Source organism: Oceaniglobus roseus (assembly GCF_002869745.1).
In the GTDB taxonomy this organism is placed as follows: Bacteria; Pseudomonadota; Alphaproteobacteria; order Rhodobacterales; family Rhodobacteraceae; genus Oceaniglobus; species Oceaniglobus roseus.
Window position 1 is genome coordinate 1 of the sequence record NZ_PNOS01000027.1, and the last position, 16,169, is coordinate 16,169.

General features: G+C 69.5%; 16 protein-coding genes. 13 read left to right on the forward strand and 3 right to left on the reverse strand.

The genetic code is table 11. The annotated features are described in order from the left end of the window. The 3 genes from A7B20_RS13640 to A7B20_RS13650 all read right to left on the reverse strand — a co-directional run. Positions 1-488: MFS transporter (locus tag A7B20_RS13640; protein WP_172961018.1), on the reverse strand; the 488-nt coding region annotated here is incomplete at its 3' end. 47 nt (positions 489-535) lie between these two features. After that, positions 536-1,306 (reverse strand): DUF1365 domain-containing protein, encoded by a 771-nt coding sequence (locus tag A7B20_RS13645; RefSeq protein WP_425437167.1) that lies wholly within the window; start codon positions 1,304-1,306, stop codon positions 536-538. Next, positions 1,303-2,589 carry an NAD(P)/FAD-dependent oxidoreductase gene (locus A7B20_RS13650; protein WP_102109146.1) on the reverse strand — a complete coding sequence of 429 codons (1,287 nt, stop codon included), beginning with the start codon at positions 2,587-2,589 and terminating at the stop codon, positions 1,303-1,305. The genes A7B20_RS13645 and A7B20_RS13650 overlap by 4 nt, the downstream gene beginning before the upstream one ends. Positions 2,590-2,806: 217 nt before the next feature. On the opposite strand from A7B20_RS13650, the gene A7B20_RS13655 reads away from it, so the two are divergent. The 13 genes from A7B20_RS13655 to A7B20_RS21305 all read left to right on the forward strand — a co-directional run bounded on the left by A7B20_RS13655 (position 2,807) and on the right by A7B20_RS21305 (position 16,142). After that, positions 2,807-3,352, forward strand: coding sequence for a sigma-70 family RNA polymerase sigma factor (locus A7B20_RS13655; protein WP_216641208.1), 546 nt, complete (start codon positions 2,807-2,809; stop codon positions 3,350-3,352). Positions 3,353-3,364: 12 nt separating this feature from the next. Continuing rightward, complete coding sequence (locus tag A7B20_RS13660) at positions 3,365-4,012, forward strand: ChrR family anti-sigma-E factor (RefSeq protein WP_102109148.1); 648 nt, start codon at positions 3,365-3,367, stop codon at positions 4,010-4,012. 13 nt (positions 4,013-4,025) lie between these two features. Beyond that, positions 4,026-4,973: an NAD(P)-dependent oxidoreductase gene (locus tag A7B20_RS13665; protein WP_281260104.1), complete on the forward strand. Its 948-nt coding sequence runs from the start codon at positions 4,026-4,028 to the stop codon at positions 4,971-4,973. 197 nt (positions 4,974-5,170) lie between these two features. Next, positions 5,171-6,151: a cytochrome c oxidase subunit II gene (locus A7B20_RS13670; RefSeq protein WP_342747261.1), complete on the forward strand. Its 981-nt coding sequence runs from the start codon at positions 5,171-5,173 to the stop codon at positions 6,149-6,151. Beyond that, the gene (locus tag A7B20_RS13675) at positions 6,148-8,736 is read left to right on the forward strand and encodes a cbb3-type cytochrome c oxidase subunit I (RefSeq protein WP_102109150.1); all 2,589 of its coding nucleotides are present in this window, start codon (positions 6,148-6,150) and stop codon (positions 8,734-8,736) included. Before A7B20_RS13670 ends, A7B20_RS13675 begins: the two co-directional genes overlap by 4 nt. Beyond that, positions 8,733-9,128: a hypothetical protein gene (locus A7B20_RS13680; RefSeq protein ID WP_102109151.1), complete on the forward strand. Its 396-nt coding sequence runs from the start codon at positions 8,733-8,735 to the stop codon at positions 9,126-9,128. Before A7B20_RS13675 ends, A7B20_RS13680 begins: the two co-directional genes overlap by 4 nt. After that, entirely contained in the window at positions 9,125-9,691 is a 567-nt protein-coding gene (locus A7B20_RS13685; RefSeq protein WP_102109152.1) for a cytochrome c oxidase assembly protein, read from the forward strand. The genes A7B20_RS13680 and A7B20_RS13685 overlap by 4 nt, the downstream gene beginning before the upstream one ends. Further along, positions 9,688-10,746, forward strand: coding sequence for a c-type cytochrome (locus A7B20_RS13690; protein WP_102109153.1), 1,059 nt, complete (start codon positions 9,688-9,690; stop codon positions 10,744-10,746). Before A7B20_RS13685 ends, A7B20_RS13690 begins: the two co-directional genes overlap by 4 nt. 74 nt (positions 10,747-10,820) lie before the next feature. After that, on the forward strand, positions 10,821-11,015 hold the full coding sequence (locus tag A7B20_RS13695; RefSeq protein ID WP_157937683.1) for a hypothetical protein: 195 nt from the start codon (positions 10,821-10,823) through the stop codon (positions 11,013-11,015). Positions 11,016-11,034: 19 nt separating this feature from the next. Continuing rightward, the gene (locus A7B20_RS13700) at positions 11,035-14,154 is read left to right on the forward strand and encodes a formate dehydrogenase subunit alpha (protein ID WP_245866920.1); all 3,120 of its coding nucleotides are present in this window, start codon (positions 11,035-11,037) and stop codon (positions 14,152-14,154) included. Between the two features lies 1 nt (position 14,155). After that, positions 14,156-14,752 carry a formate dehydrogenase FDH3 subunit beta gene (fdh3B, locus tag A7B20_RS13705; protein ID WP_102109155.1) on the forward strand — a complete coding sequence of 199 codons (597 nt, stop codon included), beginning with the start codon at positions 14,156-14,158 and terminating at the stop codon, positions 14,750-14,752. Then, positions 14,749-15,990 carry a formate dehydrogenase subunit gamma gene (locus tag A7B20_RS13710; RefSeq protein ID WP_102109156.1) on the forward strand — a complete coding sequence of 414 codons (1,242 nt, stop codon included), beginning with the start codon at positions 14,749-14,751 and terminating at the stop codon, positions 15,988-15,990. Before fdh3B ends, A7B20_RS13710 begins: the two co-directional genes overlap by 4 nt. After that, positions 15,987-16,142, forward strand: a complete 156-nt coding sequence (locus tag A7B20_RS21305; RefSeq protein WP_157937684.1) for a hypothetical protein — start codon at positions 15,987-15,989, stop codon at positions 16,140-16,142. Before A7B20_RS13710 ends, A7B20_RS21305 begins: the two co-directional genes overlap by 4 nt. Positions 16,143-16,169 lie beyond the last annotated feature (27 nt).

A 16,169-nucleotide genomic window follows, 5' to 3' on the forward strand; every position in this document is an offset into this window, starting at 1 on the left:
GCGAAGGCGGCGGCGAACAGCGGGAAGGGTCCGGGCGCCGCGCCCGCCAGCAGCGTCGGCGCGACCGCGGCGGTACAGACGCCGAGCAGCGCGCCGGTCTCGCGCCAGGCGGCAAGGCGGACGTGGCCGCGGGGGCCGAGACGGTCGGCGGTCTGCACGCCTTGCGCGTAGAACACGATGGTGAGGTACGAGAAGCCGCTGAACAGCCCGGTCAGCGTCAGCGCGAACCAGAGGACCGGCGCGACCGGCGGCGTCACCGCGAAGAGCCCCGCCATCGACAGCGCCATGACCGCCCCGGCCAGCAGCACCGACAGCCCCCGGAACCGCCGCAGACGCTCGGCCAGCCAGCCGAGGGCCGGGTCCTGCACCACGTCGATCAGCCGCAGCCCCGCCAGCACCGCGCCGAGCAGCCCCAGCCCGACCCCGTAGGAATCGACGTAGAACTTCGGCGCGTGGATGTAGATCGGCAGGCCCGCGCTCGCCAGCATGGCGGCGAAGAGAGCGTAGCGGGCCAGACCGGCGGGATGGCCTTCCGTCACCGGCTGACCTCGTCGGCAGGGGGCAGCGGGCGGGGGCGATAGGCGGCGCCCTTCCACCAGAGCTTCAGCGCCTGCCAGTGGATCAGCCCCAGCACCCGGCGCGATCCGAACGGGCGCCGCAGGCAGGCGGCGAGGATCCGCGCCGCGGTCAGCGGGCGGCGGCGGCCGGTGAGGGTGGCGTAGACCCCGCCGCCCTCGGTGCGGTAGTCGATCCAGACGCCGATCCGCCCGGCCCCGATGTCGAAGCGGAAGCGGTAGCCGCCGGTGACGGGCTGGAACGGCGAGACGTGGAAGATCTTCACCGCCTCCAGCGTGTCCTCGCGGCCGATCGGGCGCAGGTCGGCGTGGTGGCAGAGATAGGAATGGCGGTCGCCGAAGGTGTTCGTGACCTCCGCGATCACCGCGACAAGCTCGTCGCCCGCGTCGCGGATCAGCCAGAAGCTCACCGGGTTGAAGACGTGGCCCAGCACCCGCGGCTGCGCCAGGAGCTCGATCCGGGCGGGGTCGGGCAGCCCGTGGGCGGCCAGCACCGCGCGCACCCAGGCGGCCCCATGACCCGCGCCGGGCGCGCCGCCGTGGTCGCGGTCCTGCAGCGACATCAGCCCGGCCCGGTTTCGCCCGAACAGCGGCGGCGTCGCCACCCCGGCCTCGGCGTCGAGCAGGACATAGTCGATGGAATAGCGGAAGGCGTTCGCCACCGCCCCGTGCCGGCCGTGGAAGGTCAGCCCGTCGACATGGTCGATTCGGTGCACGGCTCCGGGGCTCACGCCGCGACGCGCCCCTGTTCCATCGCCTGCGCGACGTCGAGCCCGCTGGCCAGCCCGTCCTCGTGGAAGCCGTTGCGCATCCAGGCGCCGCAGAACCATGTCGCGTTCCGCCCGTTCATCGCCCGGATCTCCTTCTGCGCGGCCAGCGCGGCGAGGTCGTAGACGGGATGGGCGAACTCCACCTCGTCGTGGATCTTCGCCGGGTCGATGGCCCGCGTGCTGTTCAGCGTCACGAACAGCGGATCGTCCATCGGGATCGGCTGGAGCGAGTTCATCCAGTAGGTCAGGTCGATCCGCTCCGACACCTTGTCCGCCGCCTCGGTATAGACCCAGCTGGCCCAGGCGGCGCGACGCTTCGGCATCATCCGCGTGTCCGAGTGCAGCACCGCGCGGTTCGGCTGGTAACGCACGGCCGAGAGCGCCGCGCGCTCGTCCGGACCGGCATCGGCAAGCATGGCCAGGGAAACGTCGGAATGGGTGGCGAGCACGACCTCGTCGAAATGCTCGGCCTCCTGCCCCGCCACGCGCACCCAGGCGCCGCTGCCGTCCCGCCTGACCTCGGCCACCGGCGCGCCGAGCCGCAGGTCGGCGCCCCTGCGCTCCAGCGCCGCCTGGAGACGGCGGACGTATTCGACCGAACCGCCCCGCACCGTGTACCACTGGTGCTGCCCGGTGACGTTCAGCAGCGCGTGGTTCTCGAAGAAGCGGATCATGGCATGGGCGGGAAAGTCGAGGATCCCCTCCTTCGGGGTCGACCAGATCGCGCCCGAGAGCGGCAGGATATAGTAGTCGCGGAACCACGGCCCCGTCCCGAGCCGGTGCAGGAAGTCGCGGATCGTCATCGAGGGATCGTCGGCCAGGGCCACCGCGCGGCGGTTGAAGGTCAGGATGTCGGCCAGCATCCTTAGGTAGGCCGGGTTCAGCGCGTTCCTCTTCTGGGCGAAAAGCGTGCGCATGTCGCGCAGCGCGTATTCCAGCCGGCCGCCGCCGATGGAGGCGCCGAAGCCCATGTCGCTTTCGGCGACCGGCACGTCCAGCTCCTCGAACAGGCGGACCATGTTGGGATAGTTCACGCGGTTGAAAACGATGAAGCCGGTGTCCACCGGCTGGTCCCCCCGCTTGCCCGCCATGACGGTGCGGGCATGGCCGCCCAGCCGCGGCTCGGCCTCGAACAGGACGACGGCGTGGCGGGCGGACAGGGCGTGGGCCGCCCCCATGCCGGAAATGCCGCCACCGATCACGGCGATGCGGCGGGCGGGCGGAGCGGCGGTCTCGAACGGCATGGCACCTCGTCTGGTTGGCGTGTGTTGCATACGCAGCAACGGAGCTTCGGATTAAATAGTTTTCCGACAGTCGAGTGATCCGGGTGCGTCAATGCACCGTAATTGCTACATGGAAAGAACGGATCTACTCACGCAGCCTGTCGCGCCCGCCGCGCGGCGTCTCCCCGGTGGGGGGGCCACAGCGCATCTCGTGTCGGAAGACCTGGACAGAAAGACGATGAGCCCCGCTCGATTCCTTCAGGACTGGACAAGCCACGTCCTGCGTATCCGCGACGAACGCGATGCCGACGCGTTCGCCGACCTGTTCGCGCATTTCGCGCCGCGGGTGAAGAGTTTCCTGCTGCGCTCCGGCGCCTCGGACACCCTGGCCGAGGAATGCGCGCAGGAGGTGATGGTGACGGTCTGGCACAAGGCCCACCTGTTCGACCCGGCGCGCGCCGGGGTGTCGACCTGGATCTACACCATCGCGCGGAACAAGCGGATCGACGCGCTGCGAAAGCAGCGGCGCCCCGAGCCGGAAGAGTTGACCTGGGGCCCGGAGGAAGAGCCGGACCAGACCGAGGTGCTGGCGCTCCAGCAGGATATCGGGCGGCTGACAGAGGCGCTCGCCACCCTGCCCGAGAAGCAGCGCACCCTGGTCGAACGCGCCTATTTCGCCGATCTCAGCCACTCCGAGATCGCCGCCGAGACGGGACTTCCCCTCGGCACAATCAAGTCGAGGCTACGGCTGGCGCTGGAACGGCTGCGCCATGCGATGCAGTAACATGGAACGGAAATGAGCAAGATCACACACCACCTCAGCGAACCGCTTCTGATGGGCTATGCCGCAGGCAGCCTGCCCGAGGCGTTCAGCCTGCTGGTCGCCTCCCACGTCAGTCTCTGCGACGAGTGCCGCGCGCAGCTCGAAACCTACGAGACGCTGGGCGGCGTGGTCCTGGACGGCTGCGGCACCTGCGAGATGGCGCCCGGCGCGCTGGACGACGCGATGGCGCGGATCCTCTGCGCCCCCCCCGCCCCCGAGGCGGCGCGGCCCGGCAAGTGCCCGGTCCTCCCCCGCCCGCTGGTGGAACAGATCGGCGGCGGGCTGGACGCGGTGCGCTGGCGTCCGCTCGGCGGCGGCGTGCGCCATGCACGGCTGAAGGCCGACGGCTCGGCCACGGTGCGCCTGCTGCACATCCCGGCCGGCACGAAGGTGCCCGACCACGGGCACCGGGGGATCGAGCTGACCATGGTGCTGCAAGGCGCCTTCTCGGACGGGGACGAGCGGTTCGGGCGCGGCGATGTCGAGATCGCGGATGCCGACCTGCACCACACCCCGGTTGCCGAGGCCGGTCAGGACTGCATCTGCCTCGCCGTGACCGACGCGCCGCTGAAGTTCAACGGCGTGCTGCAACGGCTTGTGCAGCCCTTCCTCGGGATCTGACGGGCCAAGCGCCTTGCGGACCCTCCCTTGCCGCGTCACACAGGGGGCAAAGGGAGGATCCGGAATGACACAGGAAAACATCGGCTTCGTCGGCGTCGGGCTCATGGGGCACGGGATGGCGAAAAGCCTTCTGGCCGCGGGATACCCGGTGACGGTCATCGCGCACCGCAACCGCACGCCGGTCGAGGATCTGCTCTCGCACGGCGCGACCGAGGCGGAATCGCTGGCCGATCTCGCCGCCGCCTCGTCCATCGTCCACATCTGCGCCCCCGGCTCTCCGGAGGTCGAGGCGGTGGTCGATGGCCTGATGCCTACGCTGAAGCCCGGCGCGGTGGTCGTCGACTGCTCGACCTCCGACCCGAACTCGACCGCCATGCTGGCGGCGAAGCTGGCGGAGGCCGGGTTCCACATGGCCGACGCGCCGCTCGGCGGCACGCCGGTGCAGGCCGAGGCCGGGAAGCTTTCGACCATGGTCGGCGCCAGCGACGAGGTGTTCCAGCGGCTGAAGCCGGTGCTGGAGGCCTGGGCGGGCACCGCTGTCGTCCACCTCGGGCCGAACGGCGCGGGGCACAAGATGAAGCTGCTGAACAACTTCCTCTCCCTCGGCTACGGCGCGATGTATGCCGAGGCGCTGGCGCTGGCCCAGAAGGTCGGGATCAGCATCGAGCAGTTCGATTCGGTGATCCGCGGCAGCCGCATGGACTGCGGCTTCTACCAGACCTTCATGGGCTACGCGCTGGAGGGCAACCGCGAGGCGCACAAGTTCACCCTGACCAACGCGCTGAAGGACCTGCGCTATCTCGAGGCCATGGCCGACGGCGTGAACATGGCCAACCCGGTGGGCAACGCGGCCAAGAACAGCTTCGCCATGGCGCACGCCATGGGCGGCGACGGCCCCGAGGACTATGTCCCGCACCTCGTCGATTTCGTCGCGCGGCGCAGCGGGGTGAAGACCGGCTGAAAGGACCCCTTTTGGCGATCAGGGACCGGCAGAAATCCGTCCGGCGCGGGGAACCGGAACGCCGGACGCGCGTTCGCGCAGCAAGCCCGTCGCGCGTCCCCGGAGACCCTGCCGATCACGACAGCGGCGCAGATTTCGAGGACGACGACGATGCGGGCCGCTCCGGAGACGATGCCAGACCAGACCGGAACCCCCGCGTGAGGGTGCGGTCCCGGCTTCCTTTCGCCCTTCTTCCGGGACTTCCCGGCTGCACCGGCCGCCAGTCCGTCCTCGACACCGCGGGAACCGACGCCCACACGCTGCTGACGATGTTCTGGGTCATGCTGGCGGGGCTGGTGGTGATCTGGGTCGCGGTCAACGGCATGATGCTGGTGTTCCGCCACCTCAGCCCGCGCCGCCATGACGAGGCGCTGGCCCGCAAGATGATCGTCGGCGGCGGGATCATGCTGCCCACCGTCGTGATCTCGGCCCTGCTGGCCTGGGGGCTGTCCGTCATGCCCGACCAGCGCGCGCCGGGCGACGGTCTCAGGGTCGAGGTGATCGGCGAGCAGTGGTGGTGGCGGGTCCATTACTGGCCGGAGGGCGCCGAGGCGCCCGTCGTCTCGGCCAACGAGGGGCGGCTGCCGGGTGGCCTGCGCACCGAGTTCGATCTGCACAGCGACAAGGTGATCCACTCGTTCTGGGTGCCCGCGCTCGGCGGCAAGATGGACATGTTCCCGGGCCGCCGCACGATGATGTCGCTGCACCCCGACGAGGCGGGCGTGTTCCGCGGCCAGTGCGCCGAGTTCTGCGGCGCCTCCCATGCGCTGATGGCCTTCGAGACGGTGACGATGCCGCCCGAGGACTTCGCCGCCTGGCTGGAGCACGAGGCCGGACCGGCGGTCCCGCCCGAGGGCGAGGTGGCCGAGCGCGGCGCGGTGGTCTTCGCCGAACAGGGCTGCGGCGCCTGCCACGCGGTGCGCGGCACCGCGGCGCAGGGACAGGTCGGCCCGGACCTGACCCATGTCGGCAGCCGCCACAGCCTTGGCGCCGGGATCCTCGAGCCGACGGTGGAGAACTTCGCCGCCTGGATCGACCACACCGGCGATCTGAAGCCCGAGGTCGAGATGCCCGCCTACGACGATCTGCCCGGGGACGACCTGACGGCCCTCGCGACCTTCCTGATGGGGCTGAAATGAGCAACGATCCCTTCCCGCCCTTTACCGGCACCCACCGCCCCCGCCCCGAGGGCCCGTTTCCGCCGACCGAGGAGATGCTCTCCGAGCCGGTGAACCCGGAGGAGCAGGCGGCGCGCGAGGCGCGGCTGCGCGAGGCCTGGAAGGAGCCGACGGGCATCGCCTACTGGACCGCGGTGAACAACGACAAGGTCGGCGCCTGGTATTCGCTGACGGCGCTGTTCTTCATGCTCTGCGCCGGGGTGCTGGCGCTGCTGATGCGGATCCAGTTGGCGGTGCCCGGGAACGACTTCCTGGACGCCGACCGCTACAACCAGTTCTTCACCATGCACGGCTCGGCGATGATGTTCCTCTTCGCCGTGCCGATGTTCGAGGCGATCTCGATCCTCGTGCTGCCCGCCTTCCTCGGCGCGCGGGACATGCCGTTCCCGCGGCTCTCGGCCTATGGCTACTGGTGCTTCCTGATCGGCGGCATCTTCGTCCTCGGCTCGGTCCTGTTCGACGTGGCGCCGCGCGGCGGCTGGTTCATGTATCCGCCGCTGACCACCCGGGACCAGGGGATCGGCTCGGACATCTGGCTTCTGGGCCTGTCGTTCATCGAGGTCGCCTCGATCGCCGCGGCGGTGGAGCTGATCGTCGGCGTGCTGAAATGCCGCCCGCCGGGGATGCGGGTGAACCTGATGCCCCTCTACGCGTGGTACGTCCTCGTCGTCGGCGGCATGATCCTGTTCGCCTTCCCGCCCCTGATCGCGGGCGACTTCCTGTTCGAGATGGAGCGCTCGTTCGACTGGCCGTTCTTCGATCCGACGCGCGGCGGCGATCCGATGCTGTGGCAGCACCTGTTCTGGATCTTCGGCCACCCGGAGGTCTACATCATCTTCCTTCCCTCCATCGCCATCGCGGCCATGGTGATCCCCACCGTCGCGCAGCGGCCGATCGTCGGCTACAGCTGGATCGTGCTTTCGGCGGTCGGCGTCGGCTTCCTGTCCTTCGGGCTGTGGGTGCACCACATGTTCACCACGGGGCTGCCGAACATCAGCCTCGGCTTCTTCTCGGCGGCGTCCGAGGCGGTTGTGATCCCGACCGGCATCCAGATCTTCGTCTTCGCGGCGACGCTGATGGTCGGCAAGGTGCAGAAATCGCTGCCCATGCTCTGGATCGCCGGGGCGCTGGCGATCTTCGTGCTGGGCGGCCTGACGGGGGTGATGCTGGCCATCGCGCCGTTCAACTGGGCGGTGCACGACACCTATTTCATCGTCGCCCACCTGCACTACACGCTGTTCGGCGGCATGATCTTCCCGGTGATGGCGGGGGTCTACTACTTCTATCCCTTCTTCCGGAAGGGAAAGATGATGTCGGTCACGCTGGGCCGCTGGGCGTTCTGGCTGATCTTCATCGGCTTCAACGCGGCCTTCCTGCCGATGCACTATACCGGCCTGATGGGGATGCCGCGGCGCGTCTTCACCTATGGCGCCGGGATGGACTGGGGCTGGCTCAACATGCTGTCGACCGTGGCGAGCTTCGTCATCGCCGCCGGCTTCGCCGTCTTCGTCTGGGACCTGATCCGGCCCAAGCGCGACATGGAGGGGCGGCAGCGGAATCCGTGGAACGCGGGGACGCTGGAGTGGTCGCACGACGTGCCGGAAGAGAACTGGGGCGTGCGCTGCATCCCGTTCATCACCTCGCGCTATCCGCTGTGGCAGCAGCCGAAACTGATCGAGCGGATGGACAGCGGCCGTTTCTACCTGCCCGACACCGAGTTCGGGCACCGCGAGACCCTCGTGACCTCTGTGCTCGACGCGCGGCCACTGCACATCCAGCGGGTGACGGGTCCGGCCTGGATCACGATCCTGGCCGCCGCTTTCACGGGCGGGGCGTTCATCTTCCCGACCTTCCACTGGTATCCCCCCGCCATCGTCTGCGGCGCCTTCGCCATCGTCTGCGTGCTCTACTGGCTGTGGACGACCACGGCACAGATCCCCGACGCGCCCACCGGCGACGTGGGCCTCGGGCTTCGGCTGCCGCGCTATGCGGCGGGGCCGGATGCGCCGGGCTGGTGGGCGGTCTGGATCACCATGCTGGGCGACGCGACGGCCTTCGCCAGCCTCGTCTTCGGCTTCTTCTTCTACTGGACCGCCAGTACCGACTTCCCGCCCGCCGGGGCGCCCGGAGCGGACGGCGCGCTGACGGCGGCGACGGCGGTGCTGCTGGCGCTGTCCTGGGGCGCGACGCGGGTCGCGCGAGGGATCCACCGGCACGACCGCATCAGGGCGGCACAGGGCCTGATGGCGGCGGCGGTGCTGCTGACGGCGCTTGGCGGCACGACGCTGGTGCTGGCTGTGATCGACCTGCAACCGACGACCCACGTCTACCCCGCCCTCGTCTGCGCGCTGGTCGTCTGGCTGGCGGCGCACCTGTTCCTCGGCGGCGTCGGGCAGGCCTATTGCCTGGCGCGCAGCCTCGCCGGGCGGATGACGCCGCTCTATGACGCCGATCTCTGCAACGTCACGCTGATGTGGCACTTCATCGCGCTGCAGGCGCTCGTGACCTGCGCGGTGATCGGGCTTCTGCCGGGGTGGATGGCATGAGCGACCGCAAGGAAGAGTTCCGCACCGGGGTCGGGTCGCTGATGAAGATCACGCTGGCGCCCTGGATCTGGGCGTTCCACTTCGTCATCTGCTACGGCGCGACCGCGGTGTGGTGCGCGCGGCTGACTGAGGGCGGCGACACCGACACGTTGCAGATCGCCCTGATCGCCGTGACCGTCGTCGCGCTGGCCTGTATCGCGGCCTGCGGGATCGTCGGCAAGCGGGTCTGGACCAGGGGCGGGTTCGGCGAGGATGGCGAGATCCCGGGGATCGACGACGAGGAGAGCCGCACCCGCTTCCTCGGCCACGCGACGGTGCTGCTGTCCATCGTCTCGGCCATCGGGGTGGTCTTCGTGATCCTGCCGGTGCTGATGATCGGAACCTGCCGGTGAAGGCGGCGGGGATCATCGGCGCCGCGCTGGTGCTGGCGCTCTGGACCCTGCCGCTGGAGGGCTCGCTTGGCCTCTTCCCAGCCCACATGGTGCGGCACATGGGACTGGTCGCCGTCGCCGCGCCGCTGCTGGTCCTCGGCTTCCCGCGCCTCGCCCCGGCCTTCGCCGTCTCGCCGCTGGCCGCCGCGGTGATCGAGTTCGCCGTGGTCTGGGGCTTCCACCTGCCCGCGCTGCACGAGGCCGCCGCGCTGTCGACCTTCTGGTACGTCGCCGAGCAGGGGCTGTTCCTGCTGGCGGGGCTGCTGGTCTGGGCGGGCTGCCTCGGGGCCGGGGGGCTGGCCGGCGCGGGGGGGCTGCTGCTGACCTCGATGCACATGACGCTGCTCGGCGCGCTCCTGACGCTGGCGCCGCGGCCGCTCTACGCCGCGACCTGCCTCGGCTCGCTGGCCGAGCAACAGCTCGGGGGGATGCTGATGCTGGCGATCGGCACGCCGGTCTACCTCGTCGCGGGGCTCTGGCTGGTGGGCGGCGCGCTGAACATGACGAAGGACGAAGCGCTATGAAACGGGTGCTCCAGACCCTTGCCTTTCTTGCCGTGCTCGGCGCTGCCGCCGGGGGCGCGATCGTCTTCGGCGGGCTCTACAACGTCTCGGCGCGCGAGGGGCACTGGCCGGGCGTGCCCTTCGTGCTGCACACGACCTTCCGCAACTCGGTGGACCTGCGCGCGCCCGATCCGTCGGTGGTGCCGGACCTGGAGGCGGAGGGGATGGTCGCGCTTGGCGCCGGGCATTTCGAGGGCGGCTGCAAGGTCTGCCACGCCGCGCCGGGACAGGAGCGGTGGGCGATCCCCACGGTGATGGTCCCCCACCCGCCCCACATCAAGGAGGCGGTCGGCACCTGGTCCCCGGCCGAGCTGCACTGGATCGTCGACGAGGGGGTGAAGATGTCGGGCATGCCCTACTGGCCCGCGACGCGGACCGACGACATCTGGCCGGTCGTGGCCTTCCTGCAGGAGGTCGACGGCATGGACGCCGACACCTATGGCGAGCTGACCGCGCGGCCTTCGGTGCCCGAGGGCGCGCCGCCCGACCTGCCCTATTGCGCGATGTGCCACGGGATCGAGGGGCGCAGCGGCAATCCGCAGATTCCGCGGCTCGACATCCAGCCGCAGGCCTACCTGGAGCAGACGCTGCTGGCCTACGCCGAAGGGCGGCGCGACAGCGGGATCATGCACGTCGCGGCAACGCGGGTGGCACCGGCCGAGCTGCTGAACCTCGCCGCATGGTTCGCCGCGCAGGAAACGGCGGAAGCTCCCGCGACGCCGGTGGACGACCTGAACCTCGTCACCGCGGGCGAGGCGCTGGCGATGCGCGGCACGAAGGAAGTGCCGGCCTGCACCTCCTGCCACGGCCCCAAGGCGGAGCCGCGGGCGGCGGAGTTCCCGCGGCTCGGCGGTCAGAGCGCGGTCTACCTTGCCCAGCAGCTCAGGCTGTGGCGCGACGGGGGACGCGGCGGCGGCGACCGGAAGAACCTGATGGCGAAGGCCGCGCAGGGCCTGACGGACGCCGACATCGCCGCGCTTTCCGCGTGGTACGCCGCACAACCTGCATCGCGGTAGGAACCATCGCCCGTCTCACCGGTTGAAAGAGGAGCGGCCGCCCGCTTCCGGCCGCATCGACCAGGGTGATCCACATGACAGACCGCACCGACCTGAGCCGCCGCCGCCTGCTTGCGGGCGCGCCGCTGGCCTCGGCCTCGCTTGCCCTCGGGGCAACCGGCGCGGCGGCCGAAACCCGGCCGGAGGAGGCGGCGCCCGAGGACAAGCGCCAGCCCCGCTTCGCGACATCGGATCACGTCGCCACCTTCTACCGTCTCGCCCGCGACTGAACCGGCAGGGAAAACCGACATGCTGCGCCGCCGTACCACCCGCACCGACACGCAAACACGGATTCCGGGAGGGCAGACGCGGCGGGAGTTCCTGCGCAACTCGGGCCTTGCGGGGCTGACGCTCGGCACGCTCGGCGCCGGCGCGGGACGCGTGCAGCAGGCCCGGGCCGCGGCGCAGGTGCTGCCTGACGACACTACCTATCACAAGACGATCTGCCAGTTCTGCTCGGTCGGCTGTTCGCTCTGGGCCGAGGTGAAGAACGGCGTCTGGGTCGGCCAGGAGCCCGCGTTCGAGTCGCCAATCAACCAGGGCACCCACTGCGCCAAGGGCGCGGCGATGCGCGAGATCGCCATCGGCGACCGGCGGCTGAAGTACCCGATGAAGAAGGTCGACGGCGAATGGGAGCGGATCACCTGGGACCAGGCGATTTCCGAACTGGGCGAGAAGCTGCTCGGCATCCGCGAGCAGTACGGCCCCGACAGCGTCTACTGGCTGGGCTCGGCCAAGTATTCCAACGAACAGGCCTACCTGTTCCGCAAGTTCGCGGCGTTCTGGGGCACAAACAACGTCGATCACCAGGCACGGATCTGCCATTCCACCACCGTCGCGGGAGTGGCCAACACCTATGGCTACGGCGCGATGACGAACACCTTCAACGACATCCGCAACTCGAAGAGCATCCTGATCATCGGCGGCAACCCGGCCGAGGCGCACCCGGTGTCGATGCTGCACGTCCTGAAGGGGCGCGAGAACGGCGGCAAGATGATCGTCGTCGATCCCCGCTTCACTCGCACCGCCGCCCACGCCGACGAATACGTCCGCATCCGTCCCGGCGCCGACATCGCCTTCATGTGGGGCCTGGTGCGCGAGATCTTCGCGAACGGCTGGGAGGACGCCGAGTACCTGCGCCAGCGCGTCTGGGGGCTCGACCAGATCCGCGCCGAGGCCGAGAACTGGACGCTGGAGGAGGTCGAGCGCGTCTCGGGCATCCCGCCCGAGCAGACCGCCCGCGTCGCCCGCACCATCGCCGAGAACCGCCCCGGCACCCTGATCTGGTGCATGGGGCTGACCCAGTCGACCGTCGGCAGCAGCAAGACCCGGATCGCGTCGATCCTGCAACTCGTGCTCGGCAACATCGGCGTGTCGGGCGGCGGCGCGAACATCTTCCGCGGCCACGACAACGTGCAGGGCGCGACCGATCTCGGCGTCTCCTGCGACACGCTGCCGGCCTATTACGGGCTCGAGGAAGGCGCCTGGAAGCACTGGTGCCGCGTCTGGGACGTGGATTACGAATGGATGACCGGGCGCTTCGGCTCGAAGGAGCTGATGCAGCGCGAGGGCATGGCGCTGTCGCGCTACATGGACGCGATCCTGGAACCGGCCGAGAACATCGACCAGCCCGACCCGGTGAAGGCGATGATCTTCTGGGGCCATGCCGCCAACTCGATCACCCGCGGCCCCGACCAGAGGAAGGCGCTCGATACCGTCGACGTGCTCTGCGTGGTCGACCCGCACCCGACGCAGGTCGCCGTGATGACCGACAAGCGCGACAACGTCTATCTCCTGCCCGCCGCGACGACGGCCGAGATGCACGGCTCGGTCACGAACTCCAGCCGTTCGCTGCAATGGCGCGACAAGGTCGTCGATCCGCTGTTCGAGGCGAAGTCGGATTACGCGATCACCTATCTCTTCGCCCGCGCCTTCGGCTTCGCCGACGAGATGTTCAAGCACATCGCGGTCGAGAACGACGAGCCGGTGGCCGAGGACATCCTGCGCGAGATCAACAAGGGCACCTGGACCATCGGCTATACCGGGCAGAGCCCGGAGCGGCTGAAGCGCCACATGGAGCATCAGGACAAGTTCGATTCGATCACGCTGCTCGGCATGGAAGAGCCGGTGAAGGGCGAATACTACTGCCTGCCCTGGCCCGCCTGGGGCAATCCCGAGGACAGCCATCCCGGCACCCCGCTCCTTTATGACACGTCGAAGCCCGTGGCCGAGGGCGGCCTGCCCTTCCGCGCCCGCTGGGGGGTGGAGCACGAGGGACAGAACCTGCTGGCCGAGGACAGCTTCACGAAGGGCAGCGAGATCGAGGACGGCTATCCCGAGGGCACGCTCGGGATGATCGACGCGCTGGGCTGGTCGGGCGAGCTGACGGCGAAGGAACGGCTCATCATCGTCTCGATCGGGGCGGGACGGTTCAAGCACGACCTGTTCGGCATCTCGGAGGAGGAGGCGCAGTCGGCGATGGACCGGCTGAGCCTCGCGCAGCTTGCCGGAAGCTCGGAAGACCCTTCGAAGATCAACGAGTCCTGGGGCGGCGCCGGGGACGGTTCGCTTGGCGAGGACCAGCAGGCCATCGCGAAGCGTTTCGGCGACTATCCCGAGAACGCCCTGAAGGCGATCGAGGCCTACCTCGCCGACAACCCACAGGACAAGACGCCGGACGACGCCTCGCTGCGCGACAAGATCCAGCGGGTGAACTGGAAGACGGACCTCTCGGGCGGCATCCAGCGGGTGATGATCGCCCACGGCCTTGCCCCCTACGGCAACGGCAAAGCGCGCACGGTGGTCTGGAACTTCCCCGACCCGGTGCCGCTGCACCGCGAACCCCTGCTGACCCCGCGCCGCGACCTGCTGCCGCAATACGCGACCTACGAGGACCAGAGGAAGTGGCGCCTGCCCGTGCTCTACGAGTCGATCCAGAAGGTCGATTACGCGGCCGAGTATCCCATGGTCCTGACCTCGGGCCGCCTGGTGGAATACGAGGGCGGCGGCGACGAGACGCGGTCGAACAAGTGGCTGGCGGAGTTCCAGCAGCAGATGTTCGTCGAGATCAACGCCGCCGACGCCGCGCAGGCCGGGGTGAAGGACGGCACCGACTGCTGGGTGGTGTCGCCCAACGGGCGCATCCGGGTGAAGGCGATGGTCACCTCGCGCGTGGGTGTCGGAACGGTCTTCCTGCCGTTCCACTTCGCGGGCTTCTGGATGGGCGAGGATCTGACGCCCCGCTATCCCGAGGGCGCGGCGCCCTATGTCGCCGGGGAGGCGACGAACACGATCCAGACCTACGGCTACGACATCGTGACCCAGATGCAGGAAACCAAGGCCACCCTTTGCCGGATCGAGGCTGTCTGACATGGCACGACTGAAATTCCTCTGCGACACCGACCGCTGCATCGAGTGCAACGCCTGCGCCACCTCCTGCAAGAACGAGCACGAGGTGCCCTGGGGCATGGTGCGGCGCCGGGTGGTCACGCTGAACGACGGCGAGCCGGGCGAGAAGTCCATCGCGATTTCCTGCATGCACTGCACCGACGCGCCCTGCGTGGCGGTCTGCCCGGTCTCGACCCTCTACCAGACCGACATCGGCGTGGTCCTGCACGACAAGGACACCTGCATCGGCTGCGGCTACTGCTTCTACGCCTGCCCCTTCGGCGCGCCCCAGTTCCCCCGCGCCACCCTGTTCGGCAGCCGCGGCACGATGGACAAGTGCACCTATTGCGCGGGCGGTCCCGAGGAGAACGGCTCGGAAGCCGAGTTCCGCAAGTACGGGCGCAACCGGATCGCCGAGGGCAAGCTGCCGATCTGCGCCGAGGTCTGCTCGACGCGCGCCCTGCTCGCCGGGGACGGCGACGTGGTGGGCGAGATCTATCGCGAGCGCACCGTCGCCCGCGGCTTCGGCTCGGGCGCCTGGGGCTGGAAAACCGCCTATTACCCGGAGCAGGACTCATGAGCGAACCCGTCGTCGTCCACGGCCGAGACTTCGTGAAATACCGCATCGGCGGGGCGATCGTCGCGGTCCTGCTGGCCCTCGCCCTGGTCTGGCAGGTCTACGAGCTGTTCGACGGCGACGCGCGCACCATTCCCGAGGTCCGCTGGGGCGTGACCGAGTACGACGGCCGCACCATGGGCGCCCAGGACGAGGCGAGCGGCCTGCTGGCCGCACAGAGCCTTGCGGCGCGCACCACCTTCCAGGCGGAACGCTACCAGACCGGCCCCTCGCCCGAGGCCGAGCGGCCGGACTACGGCGTCGCGCCGAACACCCGGATGACGACGGCCCCGATGGATTACGGCGAGGAGCTGTCCGAGGGCTGGGCGGCCCTCGGCGGCGACAGCGGCGCGATCCTGCACGAGCCGGGCCGCGTCGTCGGCCTGTCCTCCCTGCCCTATCCCGGCGCGGCGCTGTTCGAACGTCCCTTCGGGCGCGACTGGCGGCTCGGCATCGCCGACATCGCCACCCATCTCGGCGCGCTGGCGATCCTCGGCATGGGCTTCCTGCTGGCGCTGGTGCTGGCGGTGCGCGGCCGCGTGCCGATCGCCAAGGGACGGGACGGGCGCAAGGTCAAGCGTTTCGGACTGATCGAGCGGTCGACCCACTGGCTGACCTCGGTCAGCTTCATCGGCCTCGCGCTGACCGGCATCGTGATCGCCTTCGGCAAGACGCTGCTGATGCCCTTCGGAGAGCCGTTCCTGGGTGCCGCGGGCTGGATCTCGACCTGGGGGCACATGATGTTCTTCCCGCCCTTCGCCCTTGGCATCGTCGTCATGGCGGTGATGTGGATCCGCCGCAACCTGCCCGAGCGGCTGGACCTGACCTGGCTGCGCATGGGTGGCGGCTTCTTCTCCGATGGCGGGCCGAATCCCCCGGCGCGCAAGTTCAACGCCGGGCAGAAGCTGATCTTCTGGTCCGCGATCCTCGGCGGCGCGCTGATGGTGGCGACGGGGGTGACGCTGATGTTTCCCTTCGTCTGGGCCGACCTCGGCGCGCTCAGCTGGGCGATGCTGATCCACGCGGTGATCGGGCTTCTGCTGATCTCGGTCTTCGTCGCGCACATCTATATCGGCACCGTGGGCATGCAGGGCGCGTTCTGGGCCATGTGGGGCGGCGACGTCGACCGGAACTGGGCGGAAGAGCACCATGCGCTCTGGCTGCGCCAAGTCGAGCTGGAAGAAGGACGGACCAAGCCATGAAGGCGTTTCTCCTCGGCGCGGGCCTGTCGATCCTGCTGGCGGCCGGAACGTATGTGGCCCTCGACTTCGGGGCGGTAACGACCGCCGCCCGCTACAGCGCGCCCAACGTGCCCGAAAGCACCTACCGCCACCAGGAGGCGCGCGCCGACTGACGCGCGCGCCACGATCCATCTTCACCG